This window comes from Methylobacterium sp. J-076 (assembly GCF_022829405.1).
Classification (GTDB): Bacteria; Pseudomonadota; Alphaproteobacteria; order Rhizobiales; family Beijerinckiaceae; genus Methylobacterium.
The window spans coordinates 24,908-37,786 of sequence record NZ_JAKSXW010000132.1 but is presented as its reverse complement, the minus strand read 5'-3'; the positions used below and the strand labels follow the sequence as shown (position 1 = coordinate 37,786).

The following is a 12,879-nucleotide window of genomic DNA, read 5'->3' as shown; positions in this document are numbered from 1 at the left end:
GGTGTCACGGGCGATATCGGATGCGGCGGCGCCTGCGCCGATGGGGACGCCGGAGAACGCTGGTCGTCTGCGGGATGACCCCCGATATAGCGGGTTCGGGCCGTCGGCGCGAGGCCGCTGCGCGCAGCGGCCTGCTTTCCTCGCGGCATCGCCTGTGCGAGGGCGTCCGGACGGCGCGGAACGACGCCGTGGTGTGAAGGCCGACGCCGGCTCATGTGGACCGCAGACCTGCCCCCGATCGATCCCGCCGCCGCCGCCCGCCGGCTGCGCGCCCTGCCGGGGCTCGCCTTCCTCGACAGCGCCATGCGGCACGATGCCCTGGGCCGCCTGTCGATCGTCGCCGCCGACCCCTTCGCCCGGTTCCGCTACCGGGACGGGGTCGCCACCCTCGACGGGCACCCGGTGCCCGGCGGCCCGTTCGCGGCCCTGCGGGACTGCCTCGCCCCCTACCGGCTCCCCGCCGACCCGGCTCATCCCTTCCCCGGCGGGGCGATCGGCTACTTCGCCTACGACCTCGGCGAGCGCCTGGAGCGGGTCGCCCGCCCCGCCCGCCGGGCCGGGCTGACCGACGACATCGCCGTGAACCTCTACGACACGGTGCTCGCCCTCGACCACGCCGCCGGCACCGCGACGCTGCACTCCACCGGCTTCCCCGAGACCGACCCGCAGGCCCGCGCCGCCCGGGCGCAGGGGCGCCTCGCCCGCTTCGCCGACCTGCTGGCGGGGGACGACCCGGCCCCCGGGCCGCCTCCGGAGCCCCTCGTGTGGCGCTCGAACTTCACCCGGCAAACCTATGAAGATGCGGTCGAAAAGGTCCGCGCCTATATCCGCGCCGGGGACATCTACCAGGCCAACATCGCCCAGCGTTTCACGGCGGACCTGCCGGCGGGGTTCGATCCCTTCGCCCTGTACCGGCGCCTGCGCGAGACCAACCCCGCCACCTTCGGCGCCTACCAGGAATTCGAGGGGCTGACGGTCGCCTCCTCCTCGCCGGAGCGGTTCGTGCGCCTCGACGGGCGCCACGTCGAGACCCGGCCGATCAAGGGCACCGCCAAGCGCCTGCCCGATCCGGCGCAGGACCGGGCGGCGGCGGCGGAGCTCGCCGCCTCGGTGAAGGACCGGGCCGAGAACGTGATGATCGTCGATCTCCTGCGCAACGACCTGTCGCGGGTCTGCGCGCCGGGGAGCGTGGCCGTGCCGGTGCTGTGCGGGCTGGAGACCTATGCCGGCGTCCACCACCTCGTCTCGGTGGTGACGGGCACGCTCCGCGACGGCCTCGACGGGTTCGACCTTCTGGAGAAGACCTTCCCCGGCGGCTCGATCACCGGGGCGCCGAAGATCCGGGCGATGGACATCATCAGCGAGATCGAGGGCGACGCCCGGGAGATCTATTGCGGCGCCATCGGCCGGATCGGCTTCGACGGCGACCTCGACACCTCCATCGCCATCCGCACCGTGTTCATGGACGGCGGGACCGCCGTGCTCCAGGCGGGGGGCGGCGTCACCCTGCTCTCCGAGCCGGGGCCGGAATACGACGAGACCCTGGCCAAGGCCGCGCGGGTGTTCGAGGCGTTCCGATGAGGCTGTGCCGTGCCGTCATCGCGAGCGCAGCGAAGCGATCCAGGGCGGCGGGACGCTTCCGGGCGTGGAGCGTCCCTGGATTGCTTCGCTTCGCTCGCAAGGACGATGGTGCCGCATGATCCTCGTCCTCGACAATTACGACTCGTTCGTCTTTAACGTCGTCCGCTACTTCGAGGAGCTGGGCCAGGAGGTCCGCGTCGTGCGCAACGACGCCCTCGACGTCGCCGGCATCCGGGCGCTGGCGCCGGAGGCCCTGGTCATCTCCCCCGGCCCCTGCACGCCGGCCGAGGCGGGGGTCTCGCTCCCGGCGATCCGCGACCTGTCGGGACACCTGCCGATCCTCGGCGTCTGCCTCGGCCACCAGGCCATCGGCGCGGCCTTCGGCGGAAAGGTCGAGCGGGCGCGGCGGCCCCTGCACGGACAGGCGACCCCCGTCGCCCATGACGGCCAACGCCTCTTCGCCGGCCTGCCCGCCCCGATGCCGGTGGGGCGCTACCACTCCCTCGTGGTCAGCCCGGAGCCCGGTATGGCGGACCACCTGACCGTCGATGCGCTCTCCGACGAGGGCGAGGTGATGGCCCTCTCCCACCGCCGGCACCCCACCTACGGGGTGCAGTTCCACCCGGAATCGGTGCTCACCGAGGGGGGCCACGCCATCTTCGGCAACTTCCTCGATCTCGCCCGCGCGTGGCGGGAGGGCCGGCGCGATGCTGTGGCGTGACGGGCAGGTCCTCGCGGGTACGGAGGCGCCCCTCGACCATGCCGACCGGGGCCTGACGCTGGGCGACGGGCTGTTCGACACCGCGCTCGCCCTGAACGGCCGTGTGGCCTTCGAGGCCGAGCATGTGGCACGGCTCGTCGCCTCCGCCGAGGTGCTGGGCATCCCCGCCGACGCGGAGGCGATCCGGTCGGCCATGCGTGCCCTCGCCGGCCAGGGCGAGCGGCTCGCCCTCCGCACCACGCTGACGCGGGGCGCCGGCCCGCGGGGCCTGAAGCCGCCGGAGGCACCCCGCCCGATCCTGTTCGCCACCGCCGCCCCGAGCGGCCGGGCCATCGCCTTCGCGCCCCTGCGGCTGCGGCCGACCGCCATCGCCCGCAACGACACCTCCCCCGCCGCGCGGCTGAAGACGCTGGGCTATCTCGACGCCGTGATCGCCGCCGGCGAGGCGGCGCGGGACGGGTTCGACGAGGCGCTGTTCCGCAACACGAAGGGGCTCGTCGCCTGTGCCGGAACGGGCAACGTGTTCTGCGTGGCGGACGAGGGCACCCTCCTCACCCCACCTCTCACGGATGGCGTGCTGCCCGGTATCGTTCGCGCCCAAGTGCTCGCGCTGGCCCCCGCCTGCGGGCTCGCCGTGGCGGAACGCTCCCTGACGCCGGACGATGTGCGCCGGGCAGAGGCCGTGTTCGTCACGAACTCCCTGCGCCTCCTCGCCCCGGTGACGGCCCTGGGCGAGACCGCCTACGACAGTGGCGGCCACGCCGCCTTCGCCCTGCTGCGGAAAGCGCTTTGCGCGGCGGTGGCGCAATCCTGTGATGTCGCCCCGGAGGAGGTCGCGTGAGCGAAGGTCGCGGTCGAACGATCCTGCGGTGGGTGCTCGCGGCGCTCTACGCCTTCATCGGCGTGGTCCACCTGCGGGCCACCGACGCGATGCTGCCGCTGATGCCGGACTGGGTGCCCGAGCCCCGCCTCGTCATCCAGGCCACCGGCCTGTGCGAGCTCGCCGGGGCGCTGGGGCTGCTGATCCCCGCCACCCGCCGGGCGGCGGCGATCGGGCTCGCCCTCTACGCGGTCTGCGTCTACCCGGCGAACCTGAAGCACGCCTTCGAACACATCCACATCGACGGCATCCCCGACAGCTGGTGGTACCACGGGCCGCGGCTCGCCTTTCAGCCGGTCTTCGTCTGGGCCGCCCTGTGGGCGGGAGGGCTGATCGACTGGCCGTTCCGGCGCCGCTCGGCGGCCCCGGACCACCCCGCCGGTCCGGGGCCGCGCTGAATCGCCTGTGGCCACCGGGGCGGCCCGGCTTGACCCGGCGTCCGTCCCGGGGTCACTCGAACGTATCGGGAACATCCAAGGGACGCGGCCGGCGATGCAGGCGGAGGGTGCCCTCCGGAAGATCATCCACATCGACATGGACGCGTTCTACGCCTCCGTGGAGCAGCGCGACGACCCGTCCCTGCGCGGCAAGCCCCTGGCGGTGGGCGGCTCGCGGGAGCGGGGCGTGGTGATGGCCGCGAGCTACGAGGCGCGGCCCTTCGGCGTGCGCTCGGCCATGCCCGCGGCGACCGCGAGGCGGCTCTGCCCGGACCTCGTCTTCGTGAAGCCGCGCTTCGAGGCCTACCGGGCGGTGTCGGAGGAGATCCGCGCGGTCTTCGCCCGGCACACGGAGATGATCGAGCCGGTTGCCCTCGACGAGGCCTATCTCGACGTCACCGAGAACGTCTTGGGATTGCCGACCGCGACGGCGGTGGCGAAGGCGATCCGGGCGGAGATCCTGGACAGGACCGGCCTCGTGGCCTCGGCGGGGGTGTCCTACAACAAGTTCCTGGCCAAGGTCGCCTCGGACCACCGCAAGCCGAACGCCCTGTTCGTGATCACCCCGGCGATGGGGGCGGATTTCGTGGCGGAGCTGCCGATCGGGCGCTTCCACGGGGTCGGGCCGGTCACGGAGGCCAAGATGAAGCGGCTCGGCATCGAGACCGGCGCAGACCTGCGCGCCTGGAGCCTCGACCGGCTGAAGGACACGTTCGGCTCGGCGGCGAGCTACTACTACGCCGTCGCGAGGGGCATCGACGAGCGGCCGGTGCGGGCGCACCGGATCCGCAAGTCCATCGGCGCCGAGACCACCTTCACCGACGACACCGCCGCCTACGACGTCCTGGCCGAGCGCCTCGCCCCCATGGTCGACAAGGTGTGGCGCAGCGCGGAGGCGAAGGCGATGCGCGGGCGCACCGTGACCCTGAAGCTCAAGTTCTCGGATTTCTCCCTCGTCACCCGCGCCCGCTCCCTGCCCGCCCCCGTCCCGGACCGGGAGAGCCTGGAGCGGATCGGCCGCGACCTGCTGCGGGGCCTGATCCCCCTGCGGCGCAGCGCCCGGCTGATCGGCATCGCCCTCTCGGGCTTCACGCCGGAGGAACCGGAGGGGCCGGAGCAGCTCGGCCTCGGCCTCTGACGCCGGTCGTCCCGGCGGGGACGGGGCATGGTGCGGCGCACATGCCATGTGCGGCAGTGCACAAGGCCTCGGCCGGGGGCGCCCCATATCCGGTGCAACACAGCGCGCCGACCCTCTGGGGGCGCCTCGCACCGGAGACCGTCATGATCCGCTTTCTCGCCGCCGCCAGCCTGACCCTCGCCACGGGGGCCGCCTTCGCCCAGGGCGTCCCGACCTCCCATGCCGGCACGGCCCCGGTGGCCGCCGCGAGCCGCGGCTTCGCCTCCGACCCCGCCCGCCCGGCCCTGCGCCGGGACGTCGAGACCACGGGGACCGTGGTTCCCCGGGCCGCCCCCCAGCGGGTGATGGGCCTGCCGGTCCCCGGCTCCTACTGAGCCCGTACTGGGGAGGGGCGGTCCGCCCCTCCCCGCCCCCGTCCTACTTGTTCTTGCGCGGCCTGTGGTTCGGATCGATCCCCCCCTCGGGGGTGGTCTCGTTCTCGACGTCGCCCTCGAAGGTCGAATCGGCCTCGAGCTCTTCCGGGTCCGCCCCGGCCATGCCCTTCGAGGTGCCGATCCCGGGATTGCCCTTGAGGTCGGCGTCGGTCGGCGTGGTGGTCTTGGGATGCTTGTCGGACATGCGGCCTCCTGATGAGCAGGGGCAACGCCGACGGGGCGGGCGGGTCCCACCCTGCGGCGGTTGGTCCTCAGCCGAAGGCCGCCGCCCCGATCCGCCCGACTCCCGCCGCCGCCATCCGCGCCCAGGCTTCGGCCAAAGATCCGCCGGGGACGGTGGGCGCGTCGATGCCCGCGACCGCATCCTCGACCACCACGACCTCGAACCCCGCCGCGCGGGCGTCGAGGGCGCTCCACAGCACGCAGAAATCCGTGGCGAGGCCGCACAGGACCACCCGGCGGATGCCGCGCTCGCCGAGCGCCGCCGCGAGGCCGGTGCGGGTGGTCCGGTTCGCGTCGAGGAAGGCGGAGTAGCTGTCCACCGCCGGATCGCTTCCCTTGCGGAGGATCAGGGCCGCGCGGTCGGTGGCGAGCCCCGGGGCGAAGGCCGCCCCCGGCGTGCCCTGCACGCAATGCACCGGCCAGAGGGTCTGGTCGCCGGAGGCGAGGCGCACCGTCTCGAAGGGCGCCCGGCCGGGATGGCTCGCCGCGAAGGAGACATGGCCCGGCGGGTGCCAGTCCTGCGTCAGGACGACGTGCCGGAACCTGTCCTGGAGGGCGTTAATCGGCCGGACGACGCGGTCGCCGTCCGGCACGGGGAGTGCTCCGCCCGGCAGAAAATCGACCTGCACGTCGATGACGAGGAGCAGGTCGGCCGGGCCGGGGATCACGGCACCATGACCGTGGAGCCGGTGGTCTCGCGGCCGGCGAGGTCGCGGTGGACCCCCTGCGCCTCGGCGAGCGGCCGCACCGCGTTGACGGCGATCTTCACCGCCCCCGAGCGCACGGCCCCGAACAGGTTGGCCGCCGCCTCCTCCAGCACCGGGCGCTGGCTGGAGAAGGTCGCCAGCGTCGGCCGGGTGACGAACAGGGAGCCCTTGGCGGCCAGAAGGCCGAGGTCGAGGCCGGTGATCGGCCCGGAGGCCGAGCCGAAGCTGGCGAGCAGGCCGGTGGGGGCGAGGCTGTCCAGCGAGCCCATCAGGGTCGCCTGGCCGACGCCGTCATAGACCACCGGCACGCCCTTGCCCCCGGTCAGCTCGCGCACGCGCTTGGCGACGTCCTCGCTGCGGTAGAGGATGACGTGGTCGCAGCCGTTGGCCCGGGCGAGCTCGGCCTTCTCCTCGCTCCCCGCGGTGCCGATCACCGTGGCGCCGAGGTGCTTGGCCCACTGGCAGGCGATGAGGCCGACGCCCCCCGCGGCCGCATGCCAGAGGATCGTGTCGCCGGGCTTCACCCGGTAGGTCCGGTGCAGGAGGTATTCGGCGGTCAGGCCCTTGAGCATCATCGCCGCGGCGGTCTGCGCGTCGATCCCTTCGGGCATCGCCACGGCGGCGGCGGCCGGGATCACCGGCTCCTCCGCGTAGCACCCATCCCCCACCGAGCCGTAGGCGACCCGGTCGCCCACTCTGAACTGCGCGACGCCCTCGCCCACGGCGGTGACGGTGCCCGCGCCCTCCTTGCCGGGGGTGTAGGGCAGGTGCGGCGACTTGTAGGCGCCGGTGCGGAAGTAGATGTCGATGAAGTTGACGCCGATCGCCTCCTGGCGGACGCGGATCTGCCCGGCGCCGGGCTCGGCCAGCGGCACGTCCTCCAGCTTCATCACCTCGGGGCCGCCGTACTCGTAGACCCGGATCGCCTTCGGCATCGTTCTCTCCCGTCGTGTCCGCCCCTCGGCGAGATAAGCGCCGCGGGGCGGGAGGCAATCTCGAAGTGTGGGGATCCCGAGGGACGGGGACCTCTGGCGGGGTCCAGGGGCGAGGCCCCTGGGATGCGCAGGGCTCCGCCCCGCCCCCGCCAAAGGACCCGTCCTTTGGAAACCCGTTACAGCCCCAGCATCAGCGACAGGTTCTGCACCGCCGCGCCGGACGCGCCCTTGCCGAGGTTGTCGAGGCGGGCGACCAGCACCGCCTGCCCGTGCTCGGCCGAGCCGAAGACCCGCAGTTCGAGCCGGTCGGTGTCGTTCAGGGCCTCGGGCTCGATCTTCTCCCTATGGGCGCCGGCTTCGGCGCCCTCCACCACCTGCACCAGGGGCTGGCCCCGGTACCAGGCGCGGAGGGCCGCCTCCAGGTCGGCCGCCTGCGGGCGGCCCGGCAGGGCATCGAGGTGGAGCGGCACGCTCACCAGCATCCCCTGGCGGAAGTTGCCCACGGAGGGCACGAAGATCGGCCGGCGGGTCAGCCCGCTGTAGCCCTGCAGCTCCGGCAGGTGCTTGTGGGCGAAGCCGAGGCCGTAGAGCAGGAAGGACGGGGCGCGGCCGGCCTCGTAATCCTCGATCATCCCTTTGCCGCCGCCGCTGTAGCCGCTCACCGCGTTGACGCTGACGGGATGGTCGGCGGGGATCAGCCCGCCGTCCACCAGCGGGCGCAGGAGCGCGATTCCGCCGGTCGGGTAGCAGCCGGGATTGGCGACCCGCCGGGCGGCGGCCACGGCCTCGCCCTGGCCCGGCGCCATCTCCGGGAAGCCGTAGGTCCAGCCGGGCGCGACCCGGTGGGCGGTGCTCGCGTCGAGGATCTTCGGGCCGCCCCCGGGCAGCCCGTCGGCGAGCGCCACCGTCTCGACGGCGGCGGCATCCGGCAGGCACAGGACCACGAGGTCGACCTGGGCCAGCAGGTCGCGCTTGGCGGCGGGGTCCTTGCGGTGCTCGGGGGCGATGCTCACGAGGCGGACGCGCCCTTCGCGCTCCAGGCGCGCGCGGATGCCGAGGCCGGTGGTGCCCGCCTCGCCATCGATGAACACCGTCGGCTGCGCCGTCTCGTCCTTGCTCGCCATGCTCGCCTCACGGGCCGGAATCGCGTCCGGCCGCCGCCGGGGCAGGTGGGGGGTCGGCGGGGCCCCTGTCAACGCCCTCCCCGTCCACAGGCCGCCGATCGGTCGCGGGAACACCGGCCCGGCGACGGATTTGACGGCCAAATCCCGTGAGGAGACCGAGACGATGGCCGCCACCGCGAAGAAGACCGACCCCAAGCTGTGGGAGAAGGTGAAGAAGGACGTCACGCAGTCCGACAAGGGCGGCAAGCCCGGCCAGTGGTCGGCCCGCAAGGCGCAGATGGCGAGCGCCGCCTACAAGAAGGAGGGCGGCGGCTACGAGGGCAAGAAGTCCAAGGACAACCACCTGGAGCAGTGGACCGAGGAGGAGTGGGGCACCAAGTCCGGCAAGGAGAGCGGCAAGACCGGCGAGCGCTACCTGCCCAAGAAGGCCCGCGAGGCGCTCTCGGACAAGGACTACGCCGAGTCGACCGCCAAGAAGCGGGCCGACACGAAGAAGGGCAAGCAGTTCTCCAAGCAGCCGAAGGCGGCGGCCGAGACGTCGGCCAAGGCCCGCAAGGCGAACAAGTCCGACAAGGCGGAGCCGACCAAGGCCGAGCTGATGAAGAAGGCCCGCGCCCAGGACATCGCCGGCCGCTCGAAGATGTCGAAGGCCGAGCTGGAGAAGGCGGTCCACGCCTGAGGAGCCCCCTTTTCCGCCTCCGCGCGGCAGGCGGAGCAGGCCGGGGGGTGGGTGCCCTCCCCCCGGCCTTGCGAGCGGCAGCGAAGCAATCCAGGGCGGCACCGAACGATCCGAGCGCGCGCCGCCCCGGGGTCGCGTCGCTCCGCCGGCGTTGACGGCGGAGGCGGCCGGTCGTCGGCCACAGGCTCCGAAACGAGAAAGGGCGGCGCCCTGCGGCACCGCCCTCCCCCTCCGAGCCTGATGTGACGGCTTAGCGCTTCGAGAACTGGAAGCTGCGGCGGGCCTTGGCGCGGCCGTACTTCTTGCGCTCGACCACGCGGGCGTCGCGGGTGAGGAAGCCTTCGCGCTTCAGGGGCGCGCGCAGCTCCGGCTCGAAGTAGGTGAGGGCCTTGGACAGGCCGTGGCGCACGGCGCCCGCCTGGCCGGAGAGGCCGCCGCCCGCCACCGTGACGGTGATGTCGTACTGATCGACGCGGCCGGCGATCTCCAGCGGCTGGCGCAGGATCATGCGCAGCACCGGACGGGCGAAGTAGGTCTCCACCGGGCGCTTGTTGACGACGACCTTGCCGGTGCCCGGCTTGATCCAGACGCGGGCGACCGCGTCCTTGCGCTTGCCGGTGGCGTAGGCCCGGCCCTGCGCGTCCAGCTTCTGGACGTGCACGGGGGCTTCGTTGGCCGGATCGACCGCGCCGGTGTTGGCCCGGTTCAGGTCTGCGAGGGACTGAAGGGTCGCCATGATCACGCGCTCACGTTCTTGCGGTTGAGGGCGCCGACGTCGAGCGCCTGCGGCTGCTGGGCGACGTGCGGATGCTCGGTGCCCTTGTAGACACGGAGGTTGCCGAGGATCTGGCGGAACAGCGGCCCGCGCGGCAGCATGCGCTCCACGGCCTTCTCCACGATGCGCTCGGGGAAGCGCCCTTCGAGGATGAACTTGGCCGTGCGCTCCTTGATGCCACCCGGATAGCCGGTGTGGTAGAAGTAGCTCTTCTGGTTGTACTTGCGGCCGGTGAACTTCACCTTCTCCGCGTTGATCACGATCACGTGGTCGCCGCAGTCGACGTGGGGCGTGTAGGCGGCCTTGTGCTTGCCGCGCAGGCGCATCGCCACGATCGAGGCGAGGCGGCCGACCACGAGGCCCTCCGCGTCGATCACGATCCACTTCTTGTCGACCTCGGCGGGCTTCAGCGAGGTAGTCTTCATGCCCAAATCCCGTCAGGTGCCGGAAATGCGAGCCGCCGCGTGCGGACACGCGGCGGCAATGCCGGCTCAATAGACCCGGCCACCCCGCAGGTCAACCGCAAATCACGCGGGCCGGAGCCGAAAAAGCGTGTTCCGAGAGCGGGTTCGCCGTTGCGGTAACATGATACCGCGCCGTCAGGACCGGGGCGAGCGGCGGTCGGCGATGGTGAGCTTCTGCACGCCGCCCTTGGCGAGCACCGGCTTCCGGGAGGTGAGGATGCGGGAATTCACCCCCGTCCAGCCGATCTCCCCGGAGAGGCGGCCGTACTCGATCTTCGGGCAGCGGTTCATGATGACGGTGACGCCCCGGGCCTCGGCCCGGGCGGCGGCGGCGTCGTCGCGCACGCCGAGCTGCATCCAGATCACCTTCGGCAGGGGATCGAGGGCCAGCGCCTCGTCGACGACGGCCCCCGCCGCCGCCGCGTTGCGGAACACCTCCACCATGTCGATCGGCCCCTCGACCTCCCGGAGGCTGCAGGCCACCCTGCGGCCGAGGAGGTCCTGCCCGGCGAGCCCCGGATTGACCGGCGTGACGGCGTAGCCCCGGTCGAGGAGGTACTTCATCACGATCCAGCTCGGCCGGGCCGGGTTCGCCGAGGCGCCGACCAGGGCGATGCTGCGCGTGCCGTCGAGGATCGTGCGGATCGCCGAATCCGCGTAGCGGGCGTGCCGCGCGGCGATGTCGTCCGGATCGTGGGTCATGGTCCTGCCGCCGGCTGTGCTCACGGGTGCGTGTGAATCGGGTCGATCCAGTGGACCGTCTCCGGCCGCTCGACGGGCTCCACGTCGGGGATGTTGACCACCACCGCCTCGTTGTCGGAGCGCACCAGCACGCAGTGCAGGGGCTCGTCGGTGGAGGCGTTGATCTCCTGGTGCGGCACGTAGGGCGGCACGAAGATGAAGTCGCCGGGGCCCGCCTCGGCGACGTATTCGAGCGCGTCGCCCCAGCGCATCCGGGCCCGGCCGGAGATGACGTAGATCACGCTCTCCAGTGCGCCGTGGTGGTGCACGCCGGTCTTGGCGTCGGGCTGGATCGCCACCGTGCCGGCCCAGATCTTCTGCGCGCCGACCCGGGCGGCGTTGACGGCGGCCTGCCGGAACATGCCCGGCGTCTGGGCGGTGTTGGCGTCCAGGCTGTCGCCGGGGATCACCCGCACGCCCCCGTGCTTCCAGCGGTCTCGCCCGTGATCCTCGCCCATCCGCCCCTCCCCGGGCGCACCGCCGGGGGCGCGTCCCGGCACCGTGGCTACGCCCTCCCCCGCGGCGGCGTCAACGCGGGGCTCACGCCTCGCGCACGCCCGGCTTGGCGTGGGCGTCGAAGGTGAAGGCGACCCCGGCCTGCTCCAGGGCCCGCCGCACGGCCATCACCGTGTCGAGCCGCGGGCGCACGGGCGAGTTCGCATCCTCCAGCCGCACGATGGTCGAGATCGACACGCCCGCCATCTTGGCGAGCTCCTCCTTCGAGAGGCCGACCATGCCGCGGGCGGCGCGCACCTGGGCGGCGGTCAGGGGGCGGTCGGAGGAATCCGTCTCCCCCTGCACCTCCGGCGTGGCCAGGCCCTGGTTGCCGTAGCGGGCCTGGCCCGGCACGTTGAGGCAGATCCCCACCCATTCCCGCACGGTGCCGTCCCTGTTCAGGACCGGCGCGCCGCGGGCGTTAAACCAGCGGTAGATCCCGTCGGCGCAGTGGATCCGGTACTCGGTGTTGTAGGCGGAGGCGTGCTGCACGGCGGTCATCCACGCCGCCTGGGTGCGCGGCCGGTCCTCCGGGTGGACGCAATCGAGCCAGCCGAGGCTCCGGGTCTGGGCGAAGCTCTGCCCCGTCAGGGCCATCCACTGCCCGGCCTCGTTGAGTTCGCCGTAGGGGGTCGTCGTCCAGAAGGCGGCGGCCGTGACGGTCACGAGGGCGTTGAGCCGGTCGTGGCGCTGCATCACCGCCAGCATCGAATCGTGCCGCGAGGTCACGTCGAACACCACGCCCATGGCGTAGCTCGGCCGCTCGTCGGCACCCAGCGCCACCTCGCCCCGGTGCTGGAGCCAGCGCTGGGTCCGGTCCGGCCGGATGATGCGGAACTCGCGGTTCACCGACTGGCCGGTGTTGAGCATGGCGAACTGGTCGCCGTGGACCGCCCGGTCCTCCGGGTGGATCATGTCGTTGAAGAGGCCGACCGGCAGCTCGGAGGCCGGTTCGAGGCCCAGGATCCGGTAGAGGCCCGGCGTCGCGTCCAGCATCCCCGTGCGCAGGTCGGCCGACCAGAACCCGACCTCCCCGGTATCCTCGATGATCTTGAGGAAGTTGCGCGAGGAGAAGAAGCGCGAGGCCCCGCCCCGCGGCGGGGCCGGGTCCGACTGGAGGCGCATGAGCGAACGGGTGGGCATGGTGTGCAGCCTGGGCCGGCGATCCCGGCGATTCGCGGAAGGTGGCGTGCCGCGCGAGCGGCGACGGTCGGTGCCAAAGACAGGTCCCCCGTCAGGGCGACCCGCGCCGGGCATTCCCACGCATCATGCCGGCACCCTTTCCGAAGCGCGGCATACGTCCATTCATGCGGAGGAATGTTCACAATGTGCAAGCCGGACAGGCCAGTTTTACGGTGACCTTTTGTCGCAGATGGGAGTGATATAAAGTCATGGTTGTGCGGCGCACATCAATCGGCCGCGCTAATGCTCGATACAAAATGACGCTTTGTTTGTCAAATCCAGTGGATCCGATGTATCGTCGGGCGGATCGGCGCCGTAAAACGATCCATCACCGAGAATTTGCGAGACTTGATCGCTAAACACG

The 12,879-nt window shown here is 72.3% G+C and carries 16 protein-coding genes; 7 read left to right on the top strand and 9 right to left on the bottom strand.

What is annotated here, in order from left to right:
* The first annotated feature begins 213 nt into the window (after positions 1-213).
* From pabB to MKK53_RS15315, 6 genes are all read left to right on the top strand, one after another.
* Positions 214-1,581 carry an aminodeoxychorismate synthase component I gene (gene pabB, locus MKK53_RS15340; RefSeq protein WP_243929573.1) on the top strand — a complete coding sequence of 456 codons (1,368 nt, stop codon included), beginning with the start codon at positions 214-216 and terminating at the stop codon, positions 1,579-1,581.
* 115 nt (positions 1,582-1,696) lie between these two features.
* Positions 1,697-2,302, top strand: a complete 606-nt coding sequence (locus MKK53_RS15335; protein ID WP_243929572.1) for an anthranilate synthase component II — start codon at positions 1,697-1,699, stop codon at positions 2,300-2,302.
* Positions 2,289-3,143 (top strand): aminotransferase class IV, encoded by an 855-nt coding sequence (locus MKK53_RS15330; RefSeq protein WP_243929571.1) that lies wholly within the window; start codon positions 2,289-2,291, stop codon positions 3,141-3,143. Before MKK53_RS15335 ends, MKK53_RS15330 begins: the two co-directional genes overlap by 14 nt.
* Positions 3,140-3,580 (top strand): DoxX family protein, encoded by a 441-nt coding sequence (locus MKK53_RS15325; protein WP_243929570.1) that lies wholly within the window; start codon positions 3,140-3,142, stop codon positions 3,578-3,580. Before MKK53_RS15330 ends, MKK53_RS15325 begins: the two co-directional genes overlap by 4 nt.
* Before the next feature lie 94 nt (positions 3,581-3,674).
* Positions 3,675-4,757, top strand: coding sequence for a DNA polymerase IV (gene dinB / locus MKK53_RS15320; RefSeq protein ID WP_243929569.1), 1,083 nt, complete (start codon positions 3,675-3,677; stop codon positions 4,755-4,757).
* 143 nt (positions 4,758-4,900) lie between these two features.
* On the top strand, positions 4,901-5,131 hold the full coding sequence (locus MKK53_RS15315; protein ID WP_243929568.1) for a hypothetical protein: 231 nt from the start codon (positions 4,901-4,903) through the stop codon (positions 5,129-5,131).
* Between the two features lie 43 nt (positions 5,132-5,174).
* Here MKK53_RS15315 and MKK53_RS15310 read toward each other — a convergent pair whose 3' ends face one another.
* From MKK53_RS15310 to argC, 4 genes are all read right to left on the bottom strand, one after another.
* Positions 5,175-5,375 carry a hypothetical protein gene (locus tag MKK53_RS15310; RefSeq protein ID WP_243929567.1) on the bottom strand — a complete coding sequence of 67 codons (201 nt, stop codon included), beginning with the start codon at positions 5,373-5,375 and terminating at the stop codon, positions 5,175-5,177.
* A 67-nt stretch (positions 5,376-5,442) separates the two neighbouring features.
* A complete protein-coding gene (gene pncA, locus MKK53_RS15305) occupies positions 5,443-6,081 on the bottom strand; it encodes a bifunctional nicotinamidase/pyrazinamidase (protein WP_243929566.1) in 639 nt (212 codons plus the stop codon).
* On the bottom strand, positions 6,078-7,055 hold the full coding sequence (locus MKK53_RS15300) for a quinone oxidoreductase family protein (protein ID WP_243929565.1): 978 nt from the start codon (positions 7,053-7,055) through the stop codon (positions 6,078-6,080). Before MKK53_RS15300 ends, pncA begins: the two co-directional genes overlap by 4 nt.
* 176 nt (positions 7,056-7,231) lie before the next feature.
* The gene (gene argC / locus MKK53_RS15295; protein WP_243929564.1) at positions 7,232-8,179 is read right to left on the bottom strand and encodes an N-acetyl-gamma-glutamyl-phosphate reductase; all 948 of its coding nucleotides are present in this window, start codon (positions 8,177-8,179) and stop codon (positions 7,232-7,234) included.
* 163 nt (positions 8,180-8,342) lie between these two features.
* Between argC and MKK53_RS15290 the strand changes: the two genes are divergently transcribed.
* A complete protein-coding gene (locus MKK53_RS15290; RefSeq protein ID WP_243929563.1) occupies positions 8,343-8,858 on the top strand; it encodes a hypothetical protein in 516 nt (171 codons plus the stop codon).
* A gap of 250 nt (positions 8,859-9,108) precedes the next feature.
* Here the strand turns inward: MKK53_RS15290 and rpsI are convergent, their stop codons facing one another.
* The 5 genes from rpsI to MKK53_RS15265 all read right to left on the bottom strand — a co-directional run bounded on the left by rpsI (position 9,109) and on the right by MKK53_RS15265 (position 12,476).
* Positions 9,109-9,594, bottom strand: coding sequence for a 30S ribosomal protein S9 (gene rpsI / locus MKK53_RS15285; protein ID WP_243929562.1), 486 nt, complete (start codon positions 9,592-9,594; stop codon positions 9,109-9,111).
* A gap of 2 nt (positions 9,595-9,596) precedes the next feature.
* Positions 9,597-10,058 (bottom strand): 50S ribosomal protein L13, encoded by a 462-nt coding sequence (gene rplM, locus MKK53_RS15280; protein ID WP_243929561.1) that lies wholly within the window; start codon positions 10,056-10,058, stop codon positions 9,597-9,599.
* A 174-nt stretch (positions 10,059-10,232) separates the two neighbouring features.
* A complete protein-coding gene (locus MKK53_RS15275) occupies positions 10,233-10,799 on the bottom strand; it encodes a CoA-binding protein (RefSeq protein ID WP_243929599.1) in 567 nt (188 codons plus the stop codon).
* A 20-nt stretch (positions 10,800-10,819) separates the two neighbouring features.
* Positions 10,820-11,296, bottom strand: a complete 477-nt coding sequence (locus tag MKK53_RS15270; RefSeq protein ID WP_243929560.1) for a cupin domain-containing protein — start codon at positions 11,294-11,296, stop codon at positions 10,820-10,822.
* An 82-nt stretch (positions 11,297-11,378) separates the two neighbouring features.
* Positions 11,379-12,476 carry a PAS domain-containing protein gene (locus MKK53_RS15265; RefSeq protein ID WP_243929559.1) on the bottom strand — a complete coding sequence of 366 codons (1,098 nt, stop codon included), beginning with the start codon at positions 12,474-12,476 and terminating at the stop codon, positions 11,379-11,381.
* Positions 12,477-12,879: the final 403 nt, after the last annotated feature.

Excerpts from the sequence above, each read along its gene's own strand:
- MKK53_RS15330 (WP_243929571.1), top strand. The coding sequence starts at position 2,289 with ATGCTGTGGCGTGACGGGCAGGTCCTCGCGGGTACGGAGGCGCCCCTC.
- MKK53_RS15315 (WP_243929568.1), top strand. The coding sequence starts at position 4,901 with ATGATCCGCTTTCTCGCCGCCGCCAGCCTGACCCTCGCCACGGGGGCC.
- MKK53_RS15310 (WP_243929567.1), bottom strand. The coding sequence starts at position 5,375 with ATGTCCGACAAGCATCCCAAGACCACCACGCCGACCGACGCCGACCTC.
- MKK53_RS15275 (WP_243929599.1), bottom strand. The coding sequence starts at position 10,799 with ATGACCCACGATCCGGACGACATCGCCGCGCGGCACGCCCGCTACGCG.
- MKK53_RS15265 (WP_243929559.1), bottom strand. The coding sequence starts at position 12,476 with ATGCCCACCCGTTCGCTCATGCGCCTCCAGTCGGACCCGGCCCCGCCG.
- argC (WP_243929564.1), bottom strand. The coding sequence starts at position 8,179 with ATGGCGAGCAAGGACGAGACGGCGCAGCCGACGGTGTTCATCGATGGC.
- pabB (WP_243929573.1), top strand. The coding sequence starts at position 214 with ATGTGGACCGCAGACCTGCCCCCGATCGATCCCGCCGCCGCCGCCCGC.
- rplM (WP_243929561.1), bottom strand. The coding sequence starts at position 10,058 with ATGAAGACTACCTCGCTGAAGCCCGCCGAGGTCGACAAGAAGTGGATC.
- MKK53_RS15335 (WP_243929572.1), top strand. The coding sequence starts at position 1,697 with ATGATCCTCGTCCTCGACAATTACGACTCGTTCGTCTTTAACGTCGTC.
- dinB (WP_243929569.1), top strand. The coding sequence starts at position 3,675 with ATGCAGGCGGAGGGTGCCCTCCGGAAGATCATCCACATCGACATGGAC.
- MKK53_RS15290 (WP_243929563.1), top strand. The coding sequence starts at position 8,343 with ATGGCCGCCACCGCGAAGAAGACCGACCCCAAGCTGTGGGAGAAGGTG.
- MKK53_RS15270 (WP_243929560.1), bottom strand. The coding sequence starts at position 11,296 with ATGGGCGAGGATCACGGGCGAGACCGCTGGAAGCACGGGGGCGTGCGG.
- MKK53_RS15300 (WP_243929565.1), bottom strand. The coding sequence starts at position 7,055 with ATGCCGAAGGCGATCCGGGTCTACGAGTACGGCGGCCCCGAGGTGATG.
- rpsI (WP_243929562.1), bottom strand. The coding sequence starts at position 9,594 with ATGGCGACCCTTCAGTCCCTCGCAGACCTGAACCGGGCCAACACCGGC.